The sequence below is a fragment of the Brachybacterium sp. UMB0905 genome (genome assembly GCF_002871795.1).
Taxonomy (GTDB): domain Bacteria; phylum Actinomycetota; class Actinomycetes; order Actinomycetales; family Dermabacteraceae; genus Brachybacterium.
The window spans coordinates 53,799-69,260 of the sequence record NZ_PNHL01000008.1; the positions used below are offsets into that span (position 1 = coordinate 53,799).

Annotated in this window: 12 protein-coding genes; 7 read left to right on the plus strand and 5 right to left on the minus strand. The window is 70.9% G+C overall.

What is annotated here, in order from left to right:
- Positions 1-12: 12 nt before the first annotated feature.
- Positions 13-1,305 (minus strand): hypothetical protein, encoded by a 1,293-nt coding sequence (locus tag CJ197_RS09265; RefSeq protein ID WP_102236465.1) that lies wholly within the window; start codon positions 1,303-1,305, stop codon positions 13-15.
- 10 nt (positions 1,306-1,315) lie between these two features.
- Between CJ197_RS09265 and CJ197_RS09270 the strand changes: the two genes are divergently transcribed.
- The 5 genes from CJ197_RS09270 to CJ197_RS09290 all read left to right on the plus strand — a co-directional run bounded on the left by CJ197_RS09270 (position 1,316) and on the right by CJ197_RS09290 (position 7,865).
- Positions 1,316-2,686: a serine/threonine-protein kinase gene (locus CJ197_RS09270; RefSeq protein WP_158239423.1), complete on the plus strand. Its 1,371-nt coding sequence runs from the start codon at positions 1,316-1,318 to the stop codon at positions 2,684-2,686.
- A gap of 139 nt (positions 2,687-2,825) precedes the next feature.
- A complete protein-coding gene (locus tag CJ197_RS09275) occupies positions 2,826-3,479 on the plus strand; it encodes a DUF402 domain-containing protein (protein ID WP_158239424.1) in 654 nt (217 codons plus the stop codon).
- A gap of 177 nt (positions 3,480-3,656) precedes the next feature.
- Complete coding sequence (gene pepN / locus CJ197_RS09280; protein ID WP_102236468.1) at positions 3,657-6,206, plus strand: aminopeptidase N; 2,550 nt, start codon at positions 3,657-3,659, stop codon at positions 6,204-6,206.
- Between the two features lie 207 nt (positions 6,207-6,413).
- Positions 6,414-7,364: a mechanosensitive ion channel family protein gene (locus tag CJ197_RS09285; protein WP_102236469.1), complete on the plus strand. Its 951-nt coding sequence runs from the start codon at positions 6,414-6,416 to the stop codon at positions 7,362-7,364.
- A gap of 27 nt (positions 7,365-7,391) precedes the next feature.
- Positions 7,392-7,865, plus strand: a complete 474-nt coding sequence (locus tag CJ197_RS09290) for a globin (protein ID WP_102236470.1) — start codon at positions 7,392-7,394, stop codon at positions 7,863-7,865.
- Between the two features lie 12 nt (positions 7,866-7,877).
- Here the strand turns inward: CJ197_RS09290 and CJ197_RS09295 are convergent, their stop codons facing one another.
- Positions 7,878-8,492, minus strand: coding sequence for a thioesterase family protein (locus tag CJ197_RS09295; RefSeq protein ID WP_102236569.1), 615 nt, complete (start codon positions 8,490-8,492; stop codon positions 7,878-7,880).
- 32 nt (positions 8,493-8,524) lie between these two features.
- Between CJ197_RS09295 and CJ197_RS09300 the strand changes: the two genes are divergently transcribed.
- Both CJ197_RS09300 and CJ197_RS09305 read left to right on the plus strand, forming a co-directional pair.
- Positions 8,525-9,466: an acyl-CoA thioesterase II gene (locus CJ197_RS09300; RefSeq protein WP_102236471.1), complete on the plus strand. Its 942-nt coding sequence runs from the start codon at positions 8,525-8,527 to the stop codon at positions 9,464-9,466.
- Entirely contained in the window at positions 9,463-11,163 is a 1,701-nt protein-coding gene (locus tag CJ197_RS09305; RefSeq protein WP_102236472.1) for an anti-sigma factor, read from the plus strand. The genes CJ197_RS09300 and CJ197_RS09305 overlap by 4 nt, the downstream gene beginning before the upstream one ends.
- Positions 11,164-11,470: 307 nt before the next feature.
- Here CJ197_RS09305 and ettA read toward each other — a convergent pair whose 3' ends face one another.
- From ettA to CJ197_RS09320, 3 genes are all read right to left on the minus strand, one after another.
- The gene (gene ettA, locus CJ197_RS09310; RefSeq protein WP_102236473.1) at positions 11,471-13,153 is read right to left on the minus strand and encodes an energy-dependent translational throttle protein EttA; all 1,683 of its coding nucleotides are present in this window, start codon (positions 13,151-13,153) and stop codon (positions 11,471-11,473) included.
- A 347-nt stretch (positions 13,154-13,500) separates the two neighbouring features.
- A complete protein-coding gene (locus CJ197_RS09315; protein WP_102236474.1) occupies positions 13,501-14,205 on the minus strand; it encodes an HAD family phosphatase in 705 nt (234 codons plus the stop codon).
- The gene (locus CJ197_RS09320) at positions 14,205-15,332 is read right to left on the minus strand and encodes a PDZ domain-containing protein (RefSeq protein WP_233190796.1); all 1,128 of its coding nucleotides are present in this window, start codon (positions 15,330-15,332) and stop codon (positions 14,205-14,207) included. Before CJ197_RS09320 ends, CJ197_RS09315 begins: the two co-directional genes overlap by 1 nt.
- Positions 15,333-15,462: the final 130 nt, after the last annotated feature.

The window sequence follows — 15,462 nt, forward strand, 5'->3', positions numbered from 1 at the left end:
GTCTCGCGGCCCTCAGCCGCGGCGCCGCAGCACGAGCACCCCACCGGTGAGCAGGACGATGCCCAGAAGCCCCAGCGCCCCGGCGCCGGCGAGCATGGCGACGCGCTGCCAGTCCAGGGTGCTGTCGTCGCGACCGAGGTCCAGCACGTCCTCGCTATCCTGCGCCTGGCCCTCGACCTCGAGGGTGAGGATCAGCCGCACCGGCTCTGAGCCCTCGGGCTTCTCGGACTCGGCGTCGACCGTGCGGGGCAGGCGGGTGATGATGACGCGCTGCTGACCGGGCAGCCAGGTGGAGGCGATCCCAGAGTCATCGGCGCCGCGATTGCCCAGCGCCAACGGGGCGGGCATGCCACCGCCGGCGATATCTCCGACTGCCCCGATCTGCCAGCTGCCGCCGCCGACGGGCACGAGTTCGCGGGCGCTGTTGTGCACGCGCAGGGACATCTGCCCGGCATCCGGCGGAGCGGCGGTGATCTCGGTGCGCCAGCGCAGACGCTGCCCGAGCTCGACGGGGATGGACAGCACCGCGCTCTGCCCGGGAGTCAGCTCGAGCAGCACCGAGCCGGGGCCCACTTCCTGCGGATCGGCAAGGGAGCGCCCGGGGATCAGGGGCTCCGCATCGGTGGGGGCGACGGGGCTCGCGCCGTCATCGTCGATCGGTTCGGTGGCCGAGGGCTCCCCGGCGGCCAGGCCCGCGGGCTGCACGGCGACCTGCACCTCCACCGGCAGCGGCTGCTCGGCGAAGACCTCGCCGCGGCGCTGCACACGCAGGAACAGGGCGCTGCCGGGGCATTCCTCCGGCCCGAGCGCCCCGGACAGCACCGTGGCGGTCACCGGCCCCGCACCGGTGTTCGGATCGCCGATGCCCTGCTCGGAATCAGCAGTGCAGGAGTCCCCGGAGGCGGTCACCACGGTGAGATCCGCGTCAAGCCGCGTGCCATAGGAGTCCTCGATCCCCTCCGCAGGAGCCGGGGCGGCGATGGTCGCGGCCGCGTGGATCCGCTCCCCCGGGTCGAGCTCCACCTTGTAGTACTTCACGGTGCCGCCCTCACCCTCGGCATCGGGCCCGGTCTCGAAGGAGTCGCGGTACTGGCCCGGCTCGATCGTGGTGGCCTGCGCGATCGAGGAGCCGCCGGCCACCTTGGTGCCGGTCGCGGTGTAGGCGCCCTCGGGGATGGAAGGCTCCTCGGCCGGGTCCGCGGCGGCGGGGATGACGCTCAGCGGAGCGAAGGTCAGCAGGAGGCACCCGATGAGCGCGGCCCCCAGGGAGCGGCGGGGTCGGCGGGCGCGCGAGTGCTCTAGCATGTGCCCCATCATGGCCGATGTCATCGCCGGTCGCATCGCACTGATCGACCCTCTCGCCCGCGGCGCCTCCGGGTCGCTGTGGCGCGCCGTGGACCGCAGGTACGAGGCGGTGTGCGCCGCGAAGGTGATGCTCCAGCGCGATGGCGCGGAAGTGCTGCGCTTCGTGCGTGAGCAGACCGTCGGCGGCGCACAGGATCTGGGGTCCCATCCGCATCTGTTGCCCCCGTACACGTGGGTTGCTGAGGATGACACGATCGTGCTGGTCATGCCGCTGATCCACGGCGGGACGGTGGCCGATGCGCTGCGTGAGCAGGGGGCGCTCAGCCCGGCGCTGGTGGCGCATCTGCTGCGGCAGCTGCTGGATGGCCTCGCGGCCCTGCATGCGGCCGGCTGGGTGCACCGCGATGTGAAGCCCGCGAATCTCCTGCTGCAGCCCACCGGGGAGGCGGTCCCGCATCTGCTGCTGGCAGATTTCGGAATCGCCCTGCACGAGCAGGACATCCGCCTAACAGACACCGGGATGGTGGCCGGCACCCCCGGGTTCATCGCTCCCGAAGTGCGGATCGGGGAGGGGTCCGGCGGTTCGCAGGATGTGTGGGCCGCCGCGGCCTGTGCGCTCGAGGCGCTCGAGCCGGTGCGGCCGGCGGATCTGCCCGAACAGGAGCAGAAGGATCCGGCGCTGCGGGCCCGCCGTGTTCTCGCACCGAGCAGTGACCCGGCCGCGCGTTCGCTCATGTGGGTGCTGCTGCGGATGCTGGATCCTGATCCGCTCATGCGCCCAAGCGCCGCCGAGGCCCGGGATCTGCTGCCACCCGCGAATCCGTCCATGTCGGCGTCGTGGTCGCGGCGCGCCGACGGCGAGCTCTTCGTCGTGCGTGATCGGATTCCCGCGCCGCCGCCGGGGTCGGTGCCCGCAGCGGAGGTGGGGGCCGATGGCCCCGGCAGCATCACCCCGGCGGCTCCGGGTCTGCATGAACGCATCACCGCGCAGAGCGATCCCACGCGCGTATCCACCTCAGCGCCCAGGCAGTCACCATCGGGCGCTGCGCGTTCTGCGTCTGCACCATCCCCGGTGGCCACGACCCCGCAGACCCCGCAGTCCGCGGCGCCGGCCCCAGAGCAGGCCCCAGCACGTGGGGCCTCCCCTGCCGGCGTGGCCGCCCCCGTCGGGGCCGCCGGATCGGTCGCCTACTCCCCCACCCCCGTCTCCCCGTTCCTGCCGCTCGAGCCGGGTTCCCTAGGGCCGGCCACGGATCCGACCGTGCCGCGCGAGGTGGCGCGGCGCCGAGCCGTCCGCACCGCGCTGGGCAGTCTGATGCTGCTGGGTTCGGCCGTGTGCCTGGTGGGGGCGGGAACGCTTGCGGTGCTCGCGCTGGGCTGACGGCGCGCCGCCGCGGGGGGATCTGCCGACGCGGTAGGGTCGAGCCATACGCCTACCCCTTCTCGGGCAGAGCAGCCCCGGCCCGGTGGCCGGACGGTACGGGGCGTCCGCGGAGGCCGAGCCGGCCAGGAACCCCACCATGTCTTCGACCCCGCGCTGGTCGCCCGGCGACCAGGTGACCTGGACCTACTACACCCCGCAGCACCCCACCCGCACCGTCCGCCCGGGCACCGTCGTGCTCGATGACGACCGCGGGGTGGTGGTGTGGATCGCCCCCGGCACCGAGGTGCTGCTGCCCGTCCTCGAATCCGGGGCGGCGCTGCGCCGTGCCGGCGATGAGGGCATGTTCACCGCCCGTCGGGTGCAGTCCAAGCAGCTGTGGACCGGCAACGGCATCCTCATGATCGGCCTGCCGGACAAGCCCTATTCGATCTGGCTGTTCTACAAGGACGACGGGTCGCTGGGCTGCTACTACGTGAACCTCGAGACACCGTATGAGCGCACCTCCGAGGGAGTGCGGACCCGTGACCTGGTGCTGGACCTGGTGGTGCTGCCGCGCCGCGACTGGCACTACAAGGACGAGGACGAGCTGGAAGGCGCCGAGCGCACCGGCTACTTCAGCCCCGAGGAAGTGGCGGGCATCCGCGAGGCCGGACGCGAGGCGGAGCAGCACATCGCCGAGTGGACCTATCCCTTCGCCGCGGGTTTCGAGTACTTCTTCCCGGACCCGAACTGGGAGATTCCACGCCTGCCCGAGCACTACAGCTGGGAGCTGGACCTCACGCGGCGCTGACCTGCTCCGCAAACAGCTGCGCGTGATGCCGAAAAGCATCGTTTTCGACTCGAAAGTGAGTCGGAACCGTTGCTTCATCGGGAATCACTTCGCGCAGCGACGCACCTGCCCGCCACGCCCCGCACCCGAGGACCTGTTCGCCTGCGGGTCCCGCGGCCGGGTGGCAGGATGGTGCCCATGTCATCCGAGAACCTCACCCGGGACGAGGCGCGCCGTCGCGCCTCCTTCCTCAGCACTGATACCTACGCCATCCGCCTGGACCTGACCACGGATCCGCGGACCTTCCTCACCGAGACCACGCTGCGTTTCTCCTCCACGGAGGCAACCGAGACGTTCGTGGACTTCATCGGCGAATCCGTGCAGGAGATCGAGCTCAACGGCGAGCTGCTGGCCGATCCCGCCTCCCACTTCGACGGGGCCCGCGTGAAGCTGCCCGCCCTGGTCGAGGGCGAGAACACGCTGCGGATCCTCGCCACCGGCCGCTACATGAACACCGGCGAGGGCCTGCACCGCTTCGTGGACCCCGTGGACGATGAGGTGTACCTGTACACCCAGTTCGAGGTCTCCGACGCTCGGCGCATGTTCGCCTGCTTCGAGCAGCCCGACCTCAAGGCCACCTACCAGCTGACCGTCACCGCCCCCGACCACTGGCGGGTCATCTCCAACGCCCCCACCCCGGAGCCCACCGCGGCCGACGAGAACACCGCGACCTGGGCTTTCGAGCCCACCGAGCGGATCTCCACCTACCTGGTGGCGCTCATCGCCGGGAACTACCAGGGCGGGGAGGGCTCCTGGACCACGCGCGACGGCCGCACTATCCCGATGGGCGTGTACGCACGCGCGTCGCTGGCCGAGCATGTGGATGCCCAGAACGTCATCGACGTCACCGGTGCCGGCATCGACTTCTACGAAGAGGCCTTCGACCAGGACTTCCCGTTCCGCAAGTACGACCAGGTGTTCGTGCCCGAATACAACATGGGCGCGATGGAGAACCCCGGGGCGATCACGTACGTGGAGTCCTACGTGTTCCGCTCCGACGTCTCCGACGCCATCCGTGAGCGGCGCGACCTCACCATCCTCCACGAGCTCGCACACATGTGGTTCGGGGACCTGGTGACCATGCGCTGGTGGGACGACCTGTGGCTGAACGAGTCCTTCGCTGAGTACGCCTCCACGCTCGCCTCCGCCGAGGTCACGCGGTGGACCGACGCCTGGACCACCTTCGCCCTGTCGGAGAAGGGCTGGGCCTACCAGCAGGACCAGCTGCCCTCCACCCACCCGATCGTCGCCGACATGGTGGACTTCGACGCGGTCGAGACGAACTTCGACGGCATCACCTACGCCAAGGGCGCCTCGGTGCTGCGCCAGCTCGTGGCCTACGTGGGCCGCGAGGAGTTCTTCGCCGGGGTGCGCACCTACTTCGCCAAGCACGCCTGGGGCAACACGGAGCTGACCGATCTGCTCGTCGAGTTGGAGAAGACCAGCGGCCGCGACCTCACCACGTGGGCGCAGCTGTGGCTGCAGCAGGCCGGCGTGAACACTCTCACCCCGGAGATCGAGAAGGACGAGGGCGGAGCCGTCACCCGCTTCGAGATCGTCCAGACCGCGCCCGAGGAGCACCGCACCCTGCGCCCGCACCGCCTGCGCATCGGCGGCTTCACCGTGCAGGATGGCGCCCTGGTGCGCACCACGTCGGTGGAGACCGACGTGGACGGTGAGCGCACCGAGATCCCCGAGCTCGCCGGGCAGACGGCCGATCTGTGGCTGATCAACGACGGCGATCTCGCCTACACCAAGGTGCGCCTGGATGCGGACTCCCTGGCCGTGGCCATGGAGCATCTGCGCGAGCTCGAGGATCCGCTGGCCCGCACACTGCTGTGGTCGGCCGCCTGGGACATGGTGCGCGATGCCGAGCTCCCCAGCCGCCGCTACCAAGAGCTGCTGCTGACGAACCTGTCCGGGGAGACCTCCTCCTCGGTGGTGCGGACCCTGCTCCAGCAGCTGGAGACCGTCAGCGGCCCCTACGCCACCCCCGAGCAGCGGGGCGTGCGCACCGCAGAAGCCGCGGACGCCGTGTGGGAGCTGGCCCGGGCCGCCGAGGCCGGTTCGGATACGCAGCTGCAGCTGGTGGAGACGTTCACGCGTCTGGCCCGCACCGAGGAGCACCGCCACACCCTGGAGGGGCTGCTGGGCGGGCAGGTCACGCTGCCGGGCCGCGAGATCGACACCGATCTGCGCTGGAAGATCGTGATCGCCCTGGCGATGCTGGGCGGGATCGACTCCGCGGGCATCGACGAGCAGCTCGCGGCCGATGACACCCAGTCCGGCCGCAAGCAGGCCCTGACCGCCATGGCGGCGCTGCCCACCGAGGTGGCCAAGGCCAAGGCGTGGAAGCGCACCGTCGAGAAGGACGAGCTGGCCAACGAGTCGATCACCGCGGTGGTGCAGGGCTTCCGTCGCGTAGCCGACGAGTCGCTGCTGGCCCCCTACCGACAGCGCTACTTCGATGTGATCCAGAAGGTGTGGGATACCCGCTCCAATGAGATCGCGACCCGTCTGGTGGCCGGCTACTTCCCGCACGCCTTCGGCGGCCAGCAGGTGCTGGATGCGGCCGATGCGTGGCTGGCCGAGCATGAGGATGCGCCCTTCGGGCTGCGCCGCATCATCGTGGAGGGCCGTGACACCGTGGCCCGCCAGCAGCGGGTGCGCGCCGCCGATATCGTCTGACGCCCCACGCGCCCCGTCGGCCCCCTGTGCGCCATGCCGTGTGTGCAGGGGGCCGCATGGCGTGTGCGCAGGGGCCGATGGGCACGGGGCCCGTCGGATGCGGTGACCGTCGGACGCTGGGACGAACCGAGCACGTGGGTGCCCGGGGTGAGGGACCTCGCCCCGGGCACCCGGCGTCTGCGGCGCAGCGGGCGTTAGGGTCGGAGCATGCCTGATCTGCTTCTCTCCCCCGGCTCGCTGCTGGCCACCCCGTCCCCCGGTGAGGCCCTCACCCTCGCGGACCAGGCGGTGAGCTGGCTGTTGACCCGCGGTCTGAAGATCGTCGTGATCCTCGTGGTCGCTGCCGTGGTCAGCTGGCTGGTCTCCTGGCTGCTGCGGCGCTTCTTCACCACGATGGTGGACTCTTCCTCGAAGCTGTCGTCGGTCACCGGCTCGGTGATCCGCCGCGATCCGCGCTCGCAGAAGGCCGCGCAGGCCCGCCGGGAGCAGCGCGCCGACACCCTCTCGAGCGTCTCCCGCAACATCGCGCGCATGGTGGTGTGGGCCGTCGCGACCGTGATGATCCTCTCGGAGATCGGGGTGAACGTCGCCCCCGTGATCGCCTCCCTCGGCGTGGTGGGGCTCGCGGCCGGCATCGGCGCGCAGACCATCATCAAGGACGTCATCGCCGGGGTGGTGATGCTGTTCGAGGACATCGTCGCCGTCGGTGACTGGGTGGACCTGGAGTACGCCGAGGGCACGGTGGAGTCGGTGAACCTTCGCGCCACGCAGGTGCGTGGCCTGGACGGGGTGCTGTGGACGGTGCGCAACGGCGAGATCATCCGGGTGGGCAACTATGCGCGCGGCTTCTCCACCGCAGTGGTGGTGCTGGACATCGACGCCGGCGCCGACGATGCGACCGTCACCCACGTGGTGCAGGACGTCCTGGACACCTTTGCCGCCGATGAGGAATGGGGCGAGCTGCAGCTGACGCCGGCCGAGCTCAGCGGCATCCTCGATGTGGACGGCAACCGGTATCAGCGTCGCGTCACCGTCCGCACCCCGCCCGGCGAGCAGTGGGGAGTGGAGCGCGAGCTGCGCGCCCGCATCCGCGCCGGTTTCGCCGCGAGCGACATCGCCTTCGCCATGCCCCGCTTCGTCGAGGCCCACCGCGCCTGAGGCGCCCCACCGGGAAGGACCCACCCCATGACGATCCCCCTGCAGCCGGCCGGACCGCCCCGCGGCGACGATGGCGAACAGATCAGCTTCTACGAAGCCGTCGGCGGCGCGGCGACGTTCACGGCGCTCGTGGACCGCTTCTACGAGGGAGTGGCCGATGATGAGCTGCTGCGCCCCATGTACCCCGAGGAGGACCTGAGCGGCGCGAAGCATCGCCTGGCCACGTTCCTCATGCAGTTCTGGGGCGGCCCCAAGACCTACGGCGCTGAGCGCGGCCACCCGCGGCTGCGCATGCGCCACGCCCCCTTCCCCGTCTCCCCTGCGGCCCGCGATGCGTGGCTGCGGCATATGCGCACCGCGGTGGACTCCCTCGAGCTGCCGCCGCTGCACGAGCAGACGCTGTGGGACTACCTCGAGCGGGCGGCGCACTCGCTCGTGAACACCTACGACGGCGGCCCCGCCCCCGCGGCCGGACAGGATGTGCCGGACCGGCTGAACTGAGGCAGGACTGGCTCAGTCGCGGAAGGTGAGCGCCGGGGCCTGGAACCGCTGCAGACGCGCCCGGGAGTCCTCATCGATCCGCACGGGCTTACCGGTGGACGCATCCACGAGCACCACGACGGTGCGGGCGCGCGCATACGGCGCTGCCGCCTGCGGGTCATCGCGCGTGATGACCTGGTAGTCCACATCCAGGCTCGCCCCGCCGATCCGCGGGATCCACAGCCGCACGAGCACCCCGTCCCGTCGGTACCCCAGCTGCCGGGCGTATTCGATGCGCTGGGAGGCGATCACCGTATGCACCGTCGAGCCCGCCCCGGAGGTGGGCAGGGCGATGCGCGGGGTGGGAGCGCCGAGCGCGACCTGCTCCTCGGGCGCCGGCCAGAACGCCGCGATCCGTGCCTCCTCCAGCAGGCGCAGCATCGCGGCATTGTTCACATGCCCGTAGGCGTCCAGATCCGTCCAGCGCACATCGACCGGGATGTCCAGGAACGCGGACGCGTCAGCATCGGTGGGGGCCGACGGGGCCCGTGAGGCGGGGGCGCTGTCCGGACGGGCGGCATCCGAGGCCGTCTGAGTGACAGCGTCCGCAGCGGAATCCGGGGCGGGGGCAGTGGAGTCTGAAGTCATGTCTGCCATGCTAGGCCGCTACGATCGAGCCCATGACCTCGCGCTCTCCGGACCCCGCCCAGGTGGCCTCCAGCCTCGTGGACCTGCTGAACCTCGAGCCGGTGCCGCTCGAGGAACACCTGGCCGCCCCTACCACGGTCGCCGCCTTCCGCGGGGACTCCAGCCCCCAGCCCGGCGGGCACGTGTTCGGTGGCCAGGTCATGGGGCAGGCGGTCACCGCCGTCGGCCGCACCGTCCCCGAGGGGCGGCGCATCCACTCGATGTACTCCTATTTCCTGGCGCCCGGCGATCCGGAGCATCCCATCCGCTTCCAGGTCGATGCGCTGCGCGACGGCGGCTCCTTCTCCGTACGCCGCGTGCTGGCCACCCAGCCCGGTCGCGACGGCGGGGACGAGCGCACCATCCTCGCGATGACCGCGTCGTTCCAGGAGCAGCAGGAGGGGCTCGAGCATTTCGAACGCGCCCCCGAGGCGCCGGACCCCGAGGGTCTGCCCACCACCGCGGAGGTCCTCGCCGACATCGACCACCCGGTCGCGCAGTACTGGGCTACGCAGCGCCCCATCGACATCCGGCACGTCACCGACCCGATCTACCTGCGCCCCGACCCGGCCAGCGACATGGCCGATGCACAGATGGTGTGGATGCGCACCCTCGCCCCCGTCAACGCCCCGGCGCTCACACACGATGCGATCCTCGCCTTCGCAAGCGACTACACGCCGTTTGAGCCGATCCTGCGTCGGCAGGGCCTGAGCTGGATCACCCCGGGGCTGCGGCTCGCCACCGTGAATCACGCGATCTGGTGGCACCAGCACGTGGATGCCAATGACTGGCTGCTGTACGTGCAGCGCTCCCCCTCCGCCGCGGGCGGGCGGGGCCTCGCCCAAGGGCATATGTTCGACCGCTCCGGGGCGCTTGTGGCGACCGTGACCCAGGAAGGCATGATCCGGGTCAAGCCGCAGCAGGGACCCGCATGAGCGAGATCCGCGGCACCGGGGAAATCCCGGCGGTCCTCGAGGACACGATCGACCTCAGCGACCGCCTCGACCCGGTGCGCTCGCTGCTGCGCCGGGCGGCGCTCGGCGACCAGCAGGCGGCAGCATCCCTCGTCGGCACCCTAGCGCCGCGCATCCACGGACTCGCCGTGCATGTCACCGGCTCCACGGCGAAGGCAGAGAAGGCGACCATCTCCGTGCTGCGCTCGGTGCTGCGCGATGCCGCGGCCCTGGCTGCGAGCGGCCTGCCCGGGGAGGCGGCTGTCCTGGACCGGGCCCGTCGGGCCGTGGTCACCGCGCGGGCCGATGGTGATGTGCGCTCCCTGGTGGGCCCGGAGTCCCCGCTGGATCGCACCCGGGACCGTCGGGAGGCGGAGGTGCTGCGGGTGCTGCTGGATCTCGCGCCGCACGAGCGCGTGATCGTGGAATCCGCCGCGCAGGGTCGCTTCACGATGACCGGCCCAGAGCGTCAGCGCGCCGCGGTGCTGTTCTCCACAGTGCTGGATCGGCTGGTGTCACTGGGCGGGACCGATGATGTGGAGACCCGCGCGCTCGCAGCGCTGGATGCCCTGGCTCTGGCCGATGCGGGTGAGCAGCAGCGACTGCGCGAGCTCACCGCCACCGCGGAGACCGCGATCGTGCACCGGCATGCGATCGAGGGCGCGGCGCGCCTGACCGTACTGACCGCGGTGCCGCCCTCGCACGATCTGCGGATCCCGGTGCTGGAGGGCTTCGGCGCAGCGCCTGCGGGCGGCGCTGCGCAGGTGACCGATCAGCCGCTGCCGGGGGTGGGGCCGCCGCCCGGGGCGGCAGGGTCGATCGCGCCGTCAGGTGCCGGTGCCGCGGGCAGCACCGTGCCGGGCAGATCCCCGTCGGGTACCACCCCCGCCCCCACGGGACCGCTCGCACCGGCGCCGGGGCCTGAGACCGCCTATCGCGGCGACTACGCGACCCCGGTGCTCGGCACCGATACGCAGCGCCGGATGGTGGGGCCGCCCGCCATGGCCGGGGGGATACGCTCGGGCACCTCCGCGTCCTCCGCCGCGACACCCCTGCCGCCGGATGCGGAACCGGCCCCGATGCACCCGGGTGAGAGCGCTGACGCGGATGCGTCGGCCCCCTCCTTCGCGTTCCGTCCGGCCGATGAGGCCTCGCGGTCCCGTCGAACCCGCCGGCAGCAGCGGCGCCGTGAGCGCGAGCAGCGGTGGAAGCCCCGCCGTGCCCCCTGGCTCTCCCGCAGCGTGGCGGTGATCGCCCTGGTGGCCGCACTCGTACTGGGAGGGCTGCTGTGGGATGTGCGGCGTGATCTGGCTGCCTCGCAGGACTTCACCCACGCCTGGGCCGAGGCCACCATGGCTGATGGCGCGCAGATCGTGCGCGGGGCCAGCGACAACGGGACGTGGCTGGCGGTGATCACGGCCGACACCGTGGTGCTGCGCGCCGAGGGCGTGCAGGAGTACGAGGGCGAGGTCCTGCAGCTGTGGGGCCACCACGAGGGCGTGGATCGGGACCTCGGGGTGCTGGAGGTCGGGGCCGATGGCGTCATCGAGGTCAGCGCCGAGGCGGAGGTCGACAAGCTGTTCATCACCCGCGAGATGAAGCCCGGTCAGCAGTCCGGCAGCCCCTCCCCGCGCGTCGTCGCGAGCCTGGACCCGGCGCTGAACACCATCGGAGGCTGACGCACCGCCGCAGGGCGCTCCCCGCACACGCTGCCCGCACCCCACGCGCCCATGCTCGCCTGTACCCCACTCGCGGCCTGCGCCCCGTGCCCATGCTCGCCTGCACCCCACGCACCGCCCGCGTCCGCCGCGTCCCTGAGTGCGCAAATGTGGGCTTGGGTGTCATGTTCGGCAGGAACATGCCACCCAAGCCCACATTTGCGGGTGGGCCGACGCGGGCACGCGAGGCGGGGCCGACGCGGGCACGCGAGGCGGGGCCGACGCAGGCGCCGCGCAGACGCGCCCGGCATCGCCCCCGCGCCCGGCGTCAGTCGCGGGTGAGGCGGCGGTAGGTGACGCGGTGCGGGCGCGCTGCCTCCTCGCCCAGGCGATCCACCTTGTTCTTCTGATACGCCTCGAAGTTGCCCTCGAACCAGTACCAGTTCGCGGGGTTCTCCTCGGTACCCTCGTAGGCCAGGATGTGCGTGGCCACACGGTCCAGGAACCAGCGGTCGTGCGTGACGACCACGGCGCAGCCCGGGAACTCCAGCAGTGCGTTCTCGAGCGAGCTCAGGGTCTCGACGTCCAGGTCGTTGGTGGGCTCATCGAGCAGCAGCACGTTGCCGCCCTGCTTGAGGGTCAGGGCCAGGTTCAGCCGGTTGCGCTCACCACCGGAGAGCACGCCGGCCTTCTTCTGCTGGTCCGGACCCTTGAAGCCGAACTTGGAGACATAGGCGCGCGAGGGGATCTCCACCTTGCCCACCTGAATGAAGTCCAGCCCGTCGGAGACGACCTCCCACAGGGTCTTCTCCGGGTCGATGTTCTCGCGGTTCTGGTCCACGTAGCTGAGCTTCACGCTCTGGCCGATCGTCAACTCGCCGCCATCCAGCGGCTCGAGGCCCACGATGGTCTTGAACAGCGTGGTCTTGCCCACGCCGTTGGGGCCGATGACGCCGACGATGCCGTTCGGCGGCAGCGAGAAGGACAGGTCGTCGATGAGCACGCGGTCGCCGAAGCCCTTGCGGATGTTCTTGGCGTCGATGACCTGGTTGCCCAGCCGCGGCCCCGGCGGGATCTGAATGTCCTCGAAGTCGATCTTGCGGGTGCGCTCGGCCTCAGCAGCCATCTCCTCGTAGCGGGCCAGACGCGCCTTGGACTTGGCCTGTCGGCCCTTGGCGTTGGAGCGCACCCACTCCAGCTCCTCCTTGAGGCGCTTGGCGAGCTTGGCGTCCTTCTTGCCCTGGACCTCGAGGCGCTTCTCCTTGGTCTCGAGATAGGTGGAGTAGTTGCCCTCGTAGGGGTAGAGGTGCCCGCGGTCCACCTCGGCGATCCACTCGGCCACGTGGTCGAGGAAGTAGCGGTCGTGGGTAACGGCGATGACGGCGCCCTCGTACTGCTGCAGGTGCTGCTCGAGCCACAGCACGGATTCGGCGTCGAGGTGGTTGGTGGGCTCATCCAGCAGCAGCAGGTCCGGCTTCTCCAGCAGCAGCTTGCACAGGGCCACGCGGCGGCGCTCACCACCGGAGAGATGGGTGACGGGCTCATCGCCGGGCGGACAGCGCAGCGCGTCCATAGCCTGCTCGAGCTGGGAGTCGAGGTCCCAGCCGTTCGCGGCGTCGATCTCGGTCTGGAGCTTGCCCATCTCCTCCATCAGCGCGTCGAAGTCAGCATCGGGCTGACCCATCTCTTCGCCGATCTCGTTGAAGCGCTGGACTTTGCGGTACAGGTCCCCCATCCCCTCCTGGACGTTCTCCAGCACGGTCTTGGATTCATCCAGCGGCGGCTCCTGCAGGAGGATGCCCACGCTGTAGCCGGGGCTGAGGCGCGCCTCGCCGTTGGAGGGCTGGTCCAGGCCCGCCATGATCTTCAGGATGGTGGACTTCCCGGCGCCGTTGGGGCCCACCATGCCGATCTTCGCGCCCGGATAGAAGCTCATGGTGACGTCATCGAGGATGACCTTGTCACCGACGGCCTTACGGGCCTTGTACATCGTGTAGATGAACTCTGCCACAGTGTTCTCCCTGGTGGTTCAAACGTTTCGCGGCCTCGCGCAGGGGGCGGGCCTCCGGGCAACGATACCGGGTGAGCGGCGGGATCACCCCGCGTGCACTCCGGCGTCGGCCCGACGAGGGGCCGCGGCGTCCCCGCGGTGCATCAGCTCACTCGCCGGGGCCGCCGACGGCAGCCTCGCGGGCCCCAGCGTTGTCCTGCTGCATCTACGGGGCGACGAGCGCGCGGACAGAACGCGGCGGTGGCCTGAGCAGCGATGGCCTGACCGGCAGTGGCCTGATCAATCGGTGGCCTGATCGTCGGCGCTCCGTCGCTCGAGCGCCGGTCCCGTCGGCCCCGTCGGGACGGTCAGTCCAGGGCCACGCCCCGCTCGGCGAGGACCCGCCGGGCGATCTTGGCCCCATGCTCGCCGCTGTCCGCTGCCCCCTCGCTCTCGCCCTGTTCGCCGTTGCGGGGCCACAGGTGTGCGTCGATCCCGAGCTCTCGAGCGGCGTCGACGTTCGCCTCGCGGTCGTCGAAGAAGATCACGGCGGAGGGGTTGCTCACCCCGCCGGTCTCGTGGGAGAGCACTTCGAGCAGGATCCGGTAGATCTCCGGATCGGGCTTGAGCATGCCTTCTTCCCCAGAGATGATCGCGAAGGAGAAGGCTTCGAACCAGTCGGCCTGCCGCACCGCTTCCCCGAAGCCGCGCGAGGCATTGGACAGCAGCACCAGGCGCACCTGGTTGCGCGCCAGGTCATGCAGGAGGGCACGCGAAGCCGGGTCCAGGCGCAGGAAGTAGCGGTTGTCCGCGTCCTGCAGTTCGGCGACCTCCGGCTCACTGAGGTTCTCCACTCCCACCGCGGCGGCGACCGCACCCCAATAGTCGGCGGCGCTGATCTGGCCAGCGTCGTAGGCGGCGCGCTCGCGCCACAGCGCCTCCTGAAGCGCCGCCGCATCTCCGCCCAGCAGCTCGTGCAGATCCGGCACCGGGTCGTGCCCGGCAGAGAGCACCCCGCCGAAGTCGAACACGACGGTGGGGGCCGGGGCGGTGCGTCGGGTGCGTCTGCTCATCAGGAACTCACGTCCTCACAGGTGGGCAGGCCCTCCACCGTGCCGGTGGCGGCGATGGTCTCGGTGGCCTGCAGGGCGTCGTCGAAGGTGGAGACGGCCACGACCTCGAGGCCCTCGGGTTCAAAGCCGATGACCTCCTCGCAGTTCGCGGCGGGGGCGAGGAAGAACTCCGCATCGGAGGCCTGGGCGCCCACCATCTTCTGGCGGATCCCGCCGATCGCACCGACCGCGCCGTCCTCCTCGATGGTGCCGGTCCCGGCGATGCGGTGGCCGCCCGTGAGCGCCCCCGGGGTCAGCTCGTCGTACACCGACAGGGAGAACATCATCCCGGCGCTGGGGCCGCCGATCGCGCCGACACCGATGTTCACGTCGAAGGGGAAGTCGTGGCCGCGGCCCAGGAGGATGCCCATCTGGCGCGCGCCGTCCACGACGTGGGTGGGGACCTTAACGTCCAGCTCCTCGCCGTCGCGGAGAATCCGCAGCGGGATCTTCTCCCCCGCGACGTCGCCGATGAGCGTCTGGGCGGAGGCCACATCGGTCGGTTCCGTGCCGTCCACGGCGAGGATCACGTCCCCGGCCTGCAGGGTCCCATCGGCCGGGGCGCCCTCCTGTACCCCTGCCACCAGGACCGTGTCCTCGTAGTCGATATCCAGCTCATCGAGCGCGACGGCGACCGCTCCCTGCTGGGAGGAGCCCATCGCGACGGTGTTCTGCAGCGTGGTCTCCTCGCGGGTCTGCCCCTTGGGGAACAGCAGCTCGCGCGGCATCACCATGCGGGAGCGGTCGGACCAGGCGACCACCACCTCGACAGGGGTGACGGTGTACCCGGGGCCGCCGTCCACGGAGACGGTCGTCATCATGAGCGTGCCATCGGTCGGGTAGGTCTGAACGCCCTCGATGGTGAGGATCTCCTCGTCCTCGTACTCGCCGAGCACGTCGATCGCCGGGCCGGGGCTCTCGATCACATACGGCACCGGCATCAGCATCCCGCCCAGCAGCAGGGCGCACAGCACCAGCAGCGAGCCGATCGCCAGGCGCGGACGGAACAGCTGGGCGTCGTCGACCGCGCGACCGGCGAGGGCGCGCAGACGGGAGCCGCGCGAGGGCGCGGGAGCAGGAGGGGTCACGCGGCCATTGTGCCCCACCAGGTGTACGGAGCCCGCTGCGCCCCGGGCTCGCTGCGCCCAGAGCGAAGCGGACCGCAGGATGGAGGCTGGATCCAGCAGGCCGTGGGTACGCTGGGTGACCAACGCGACG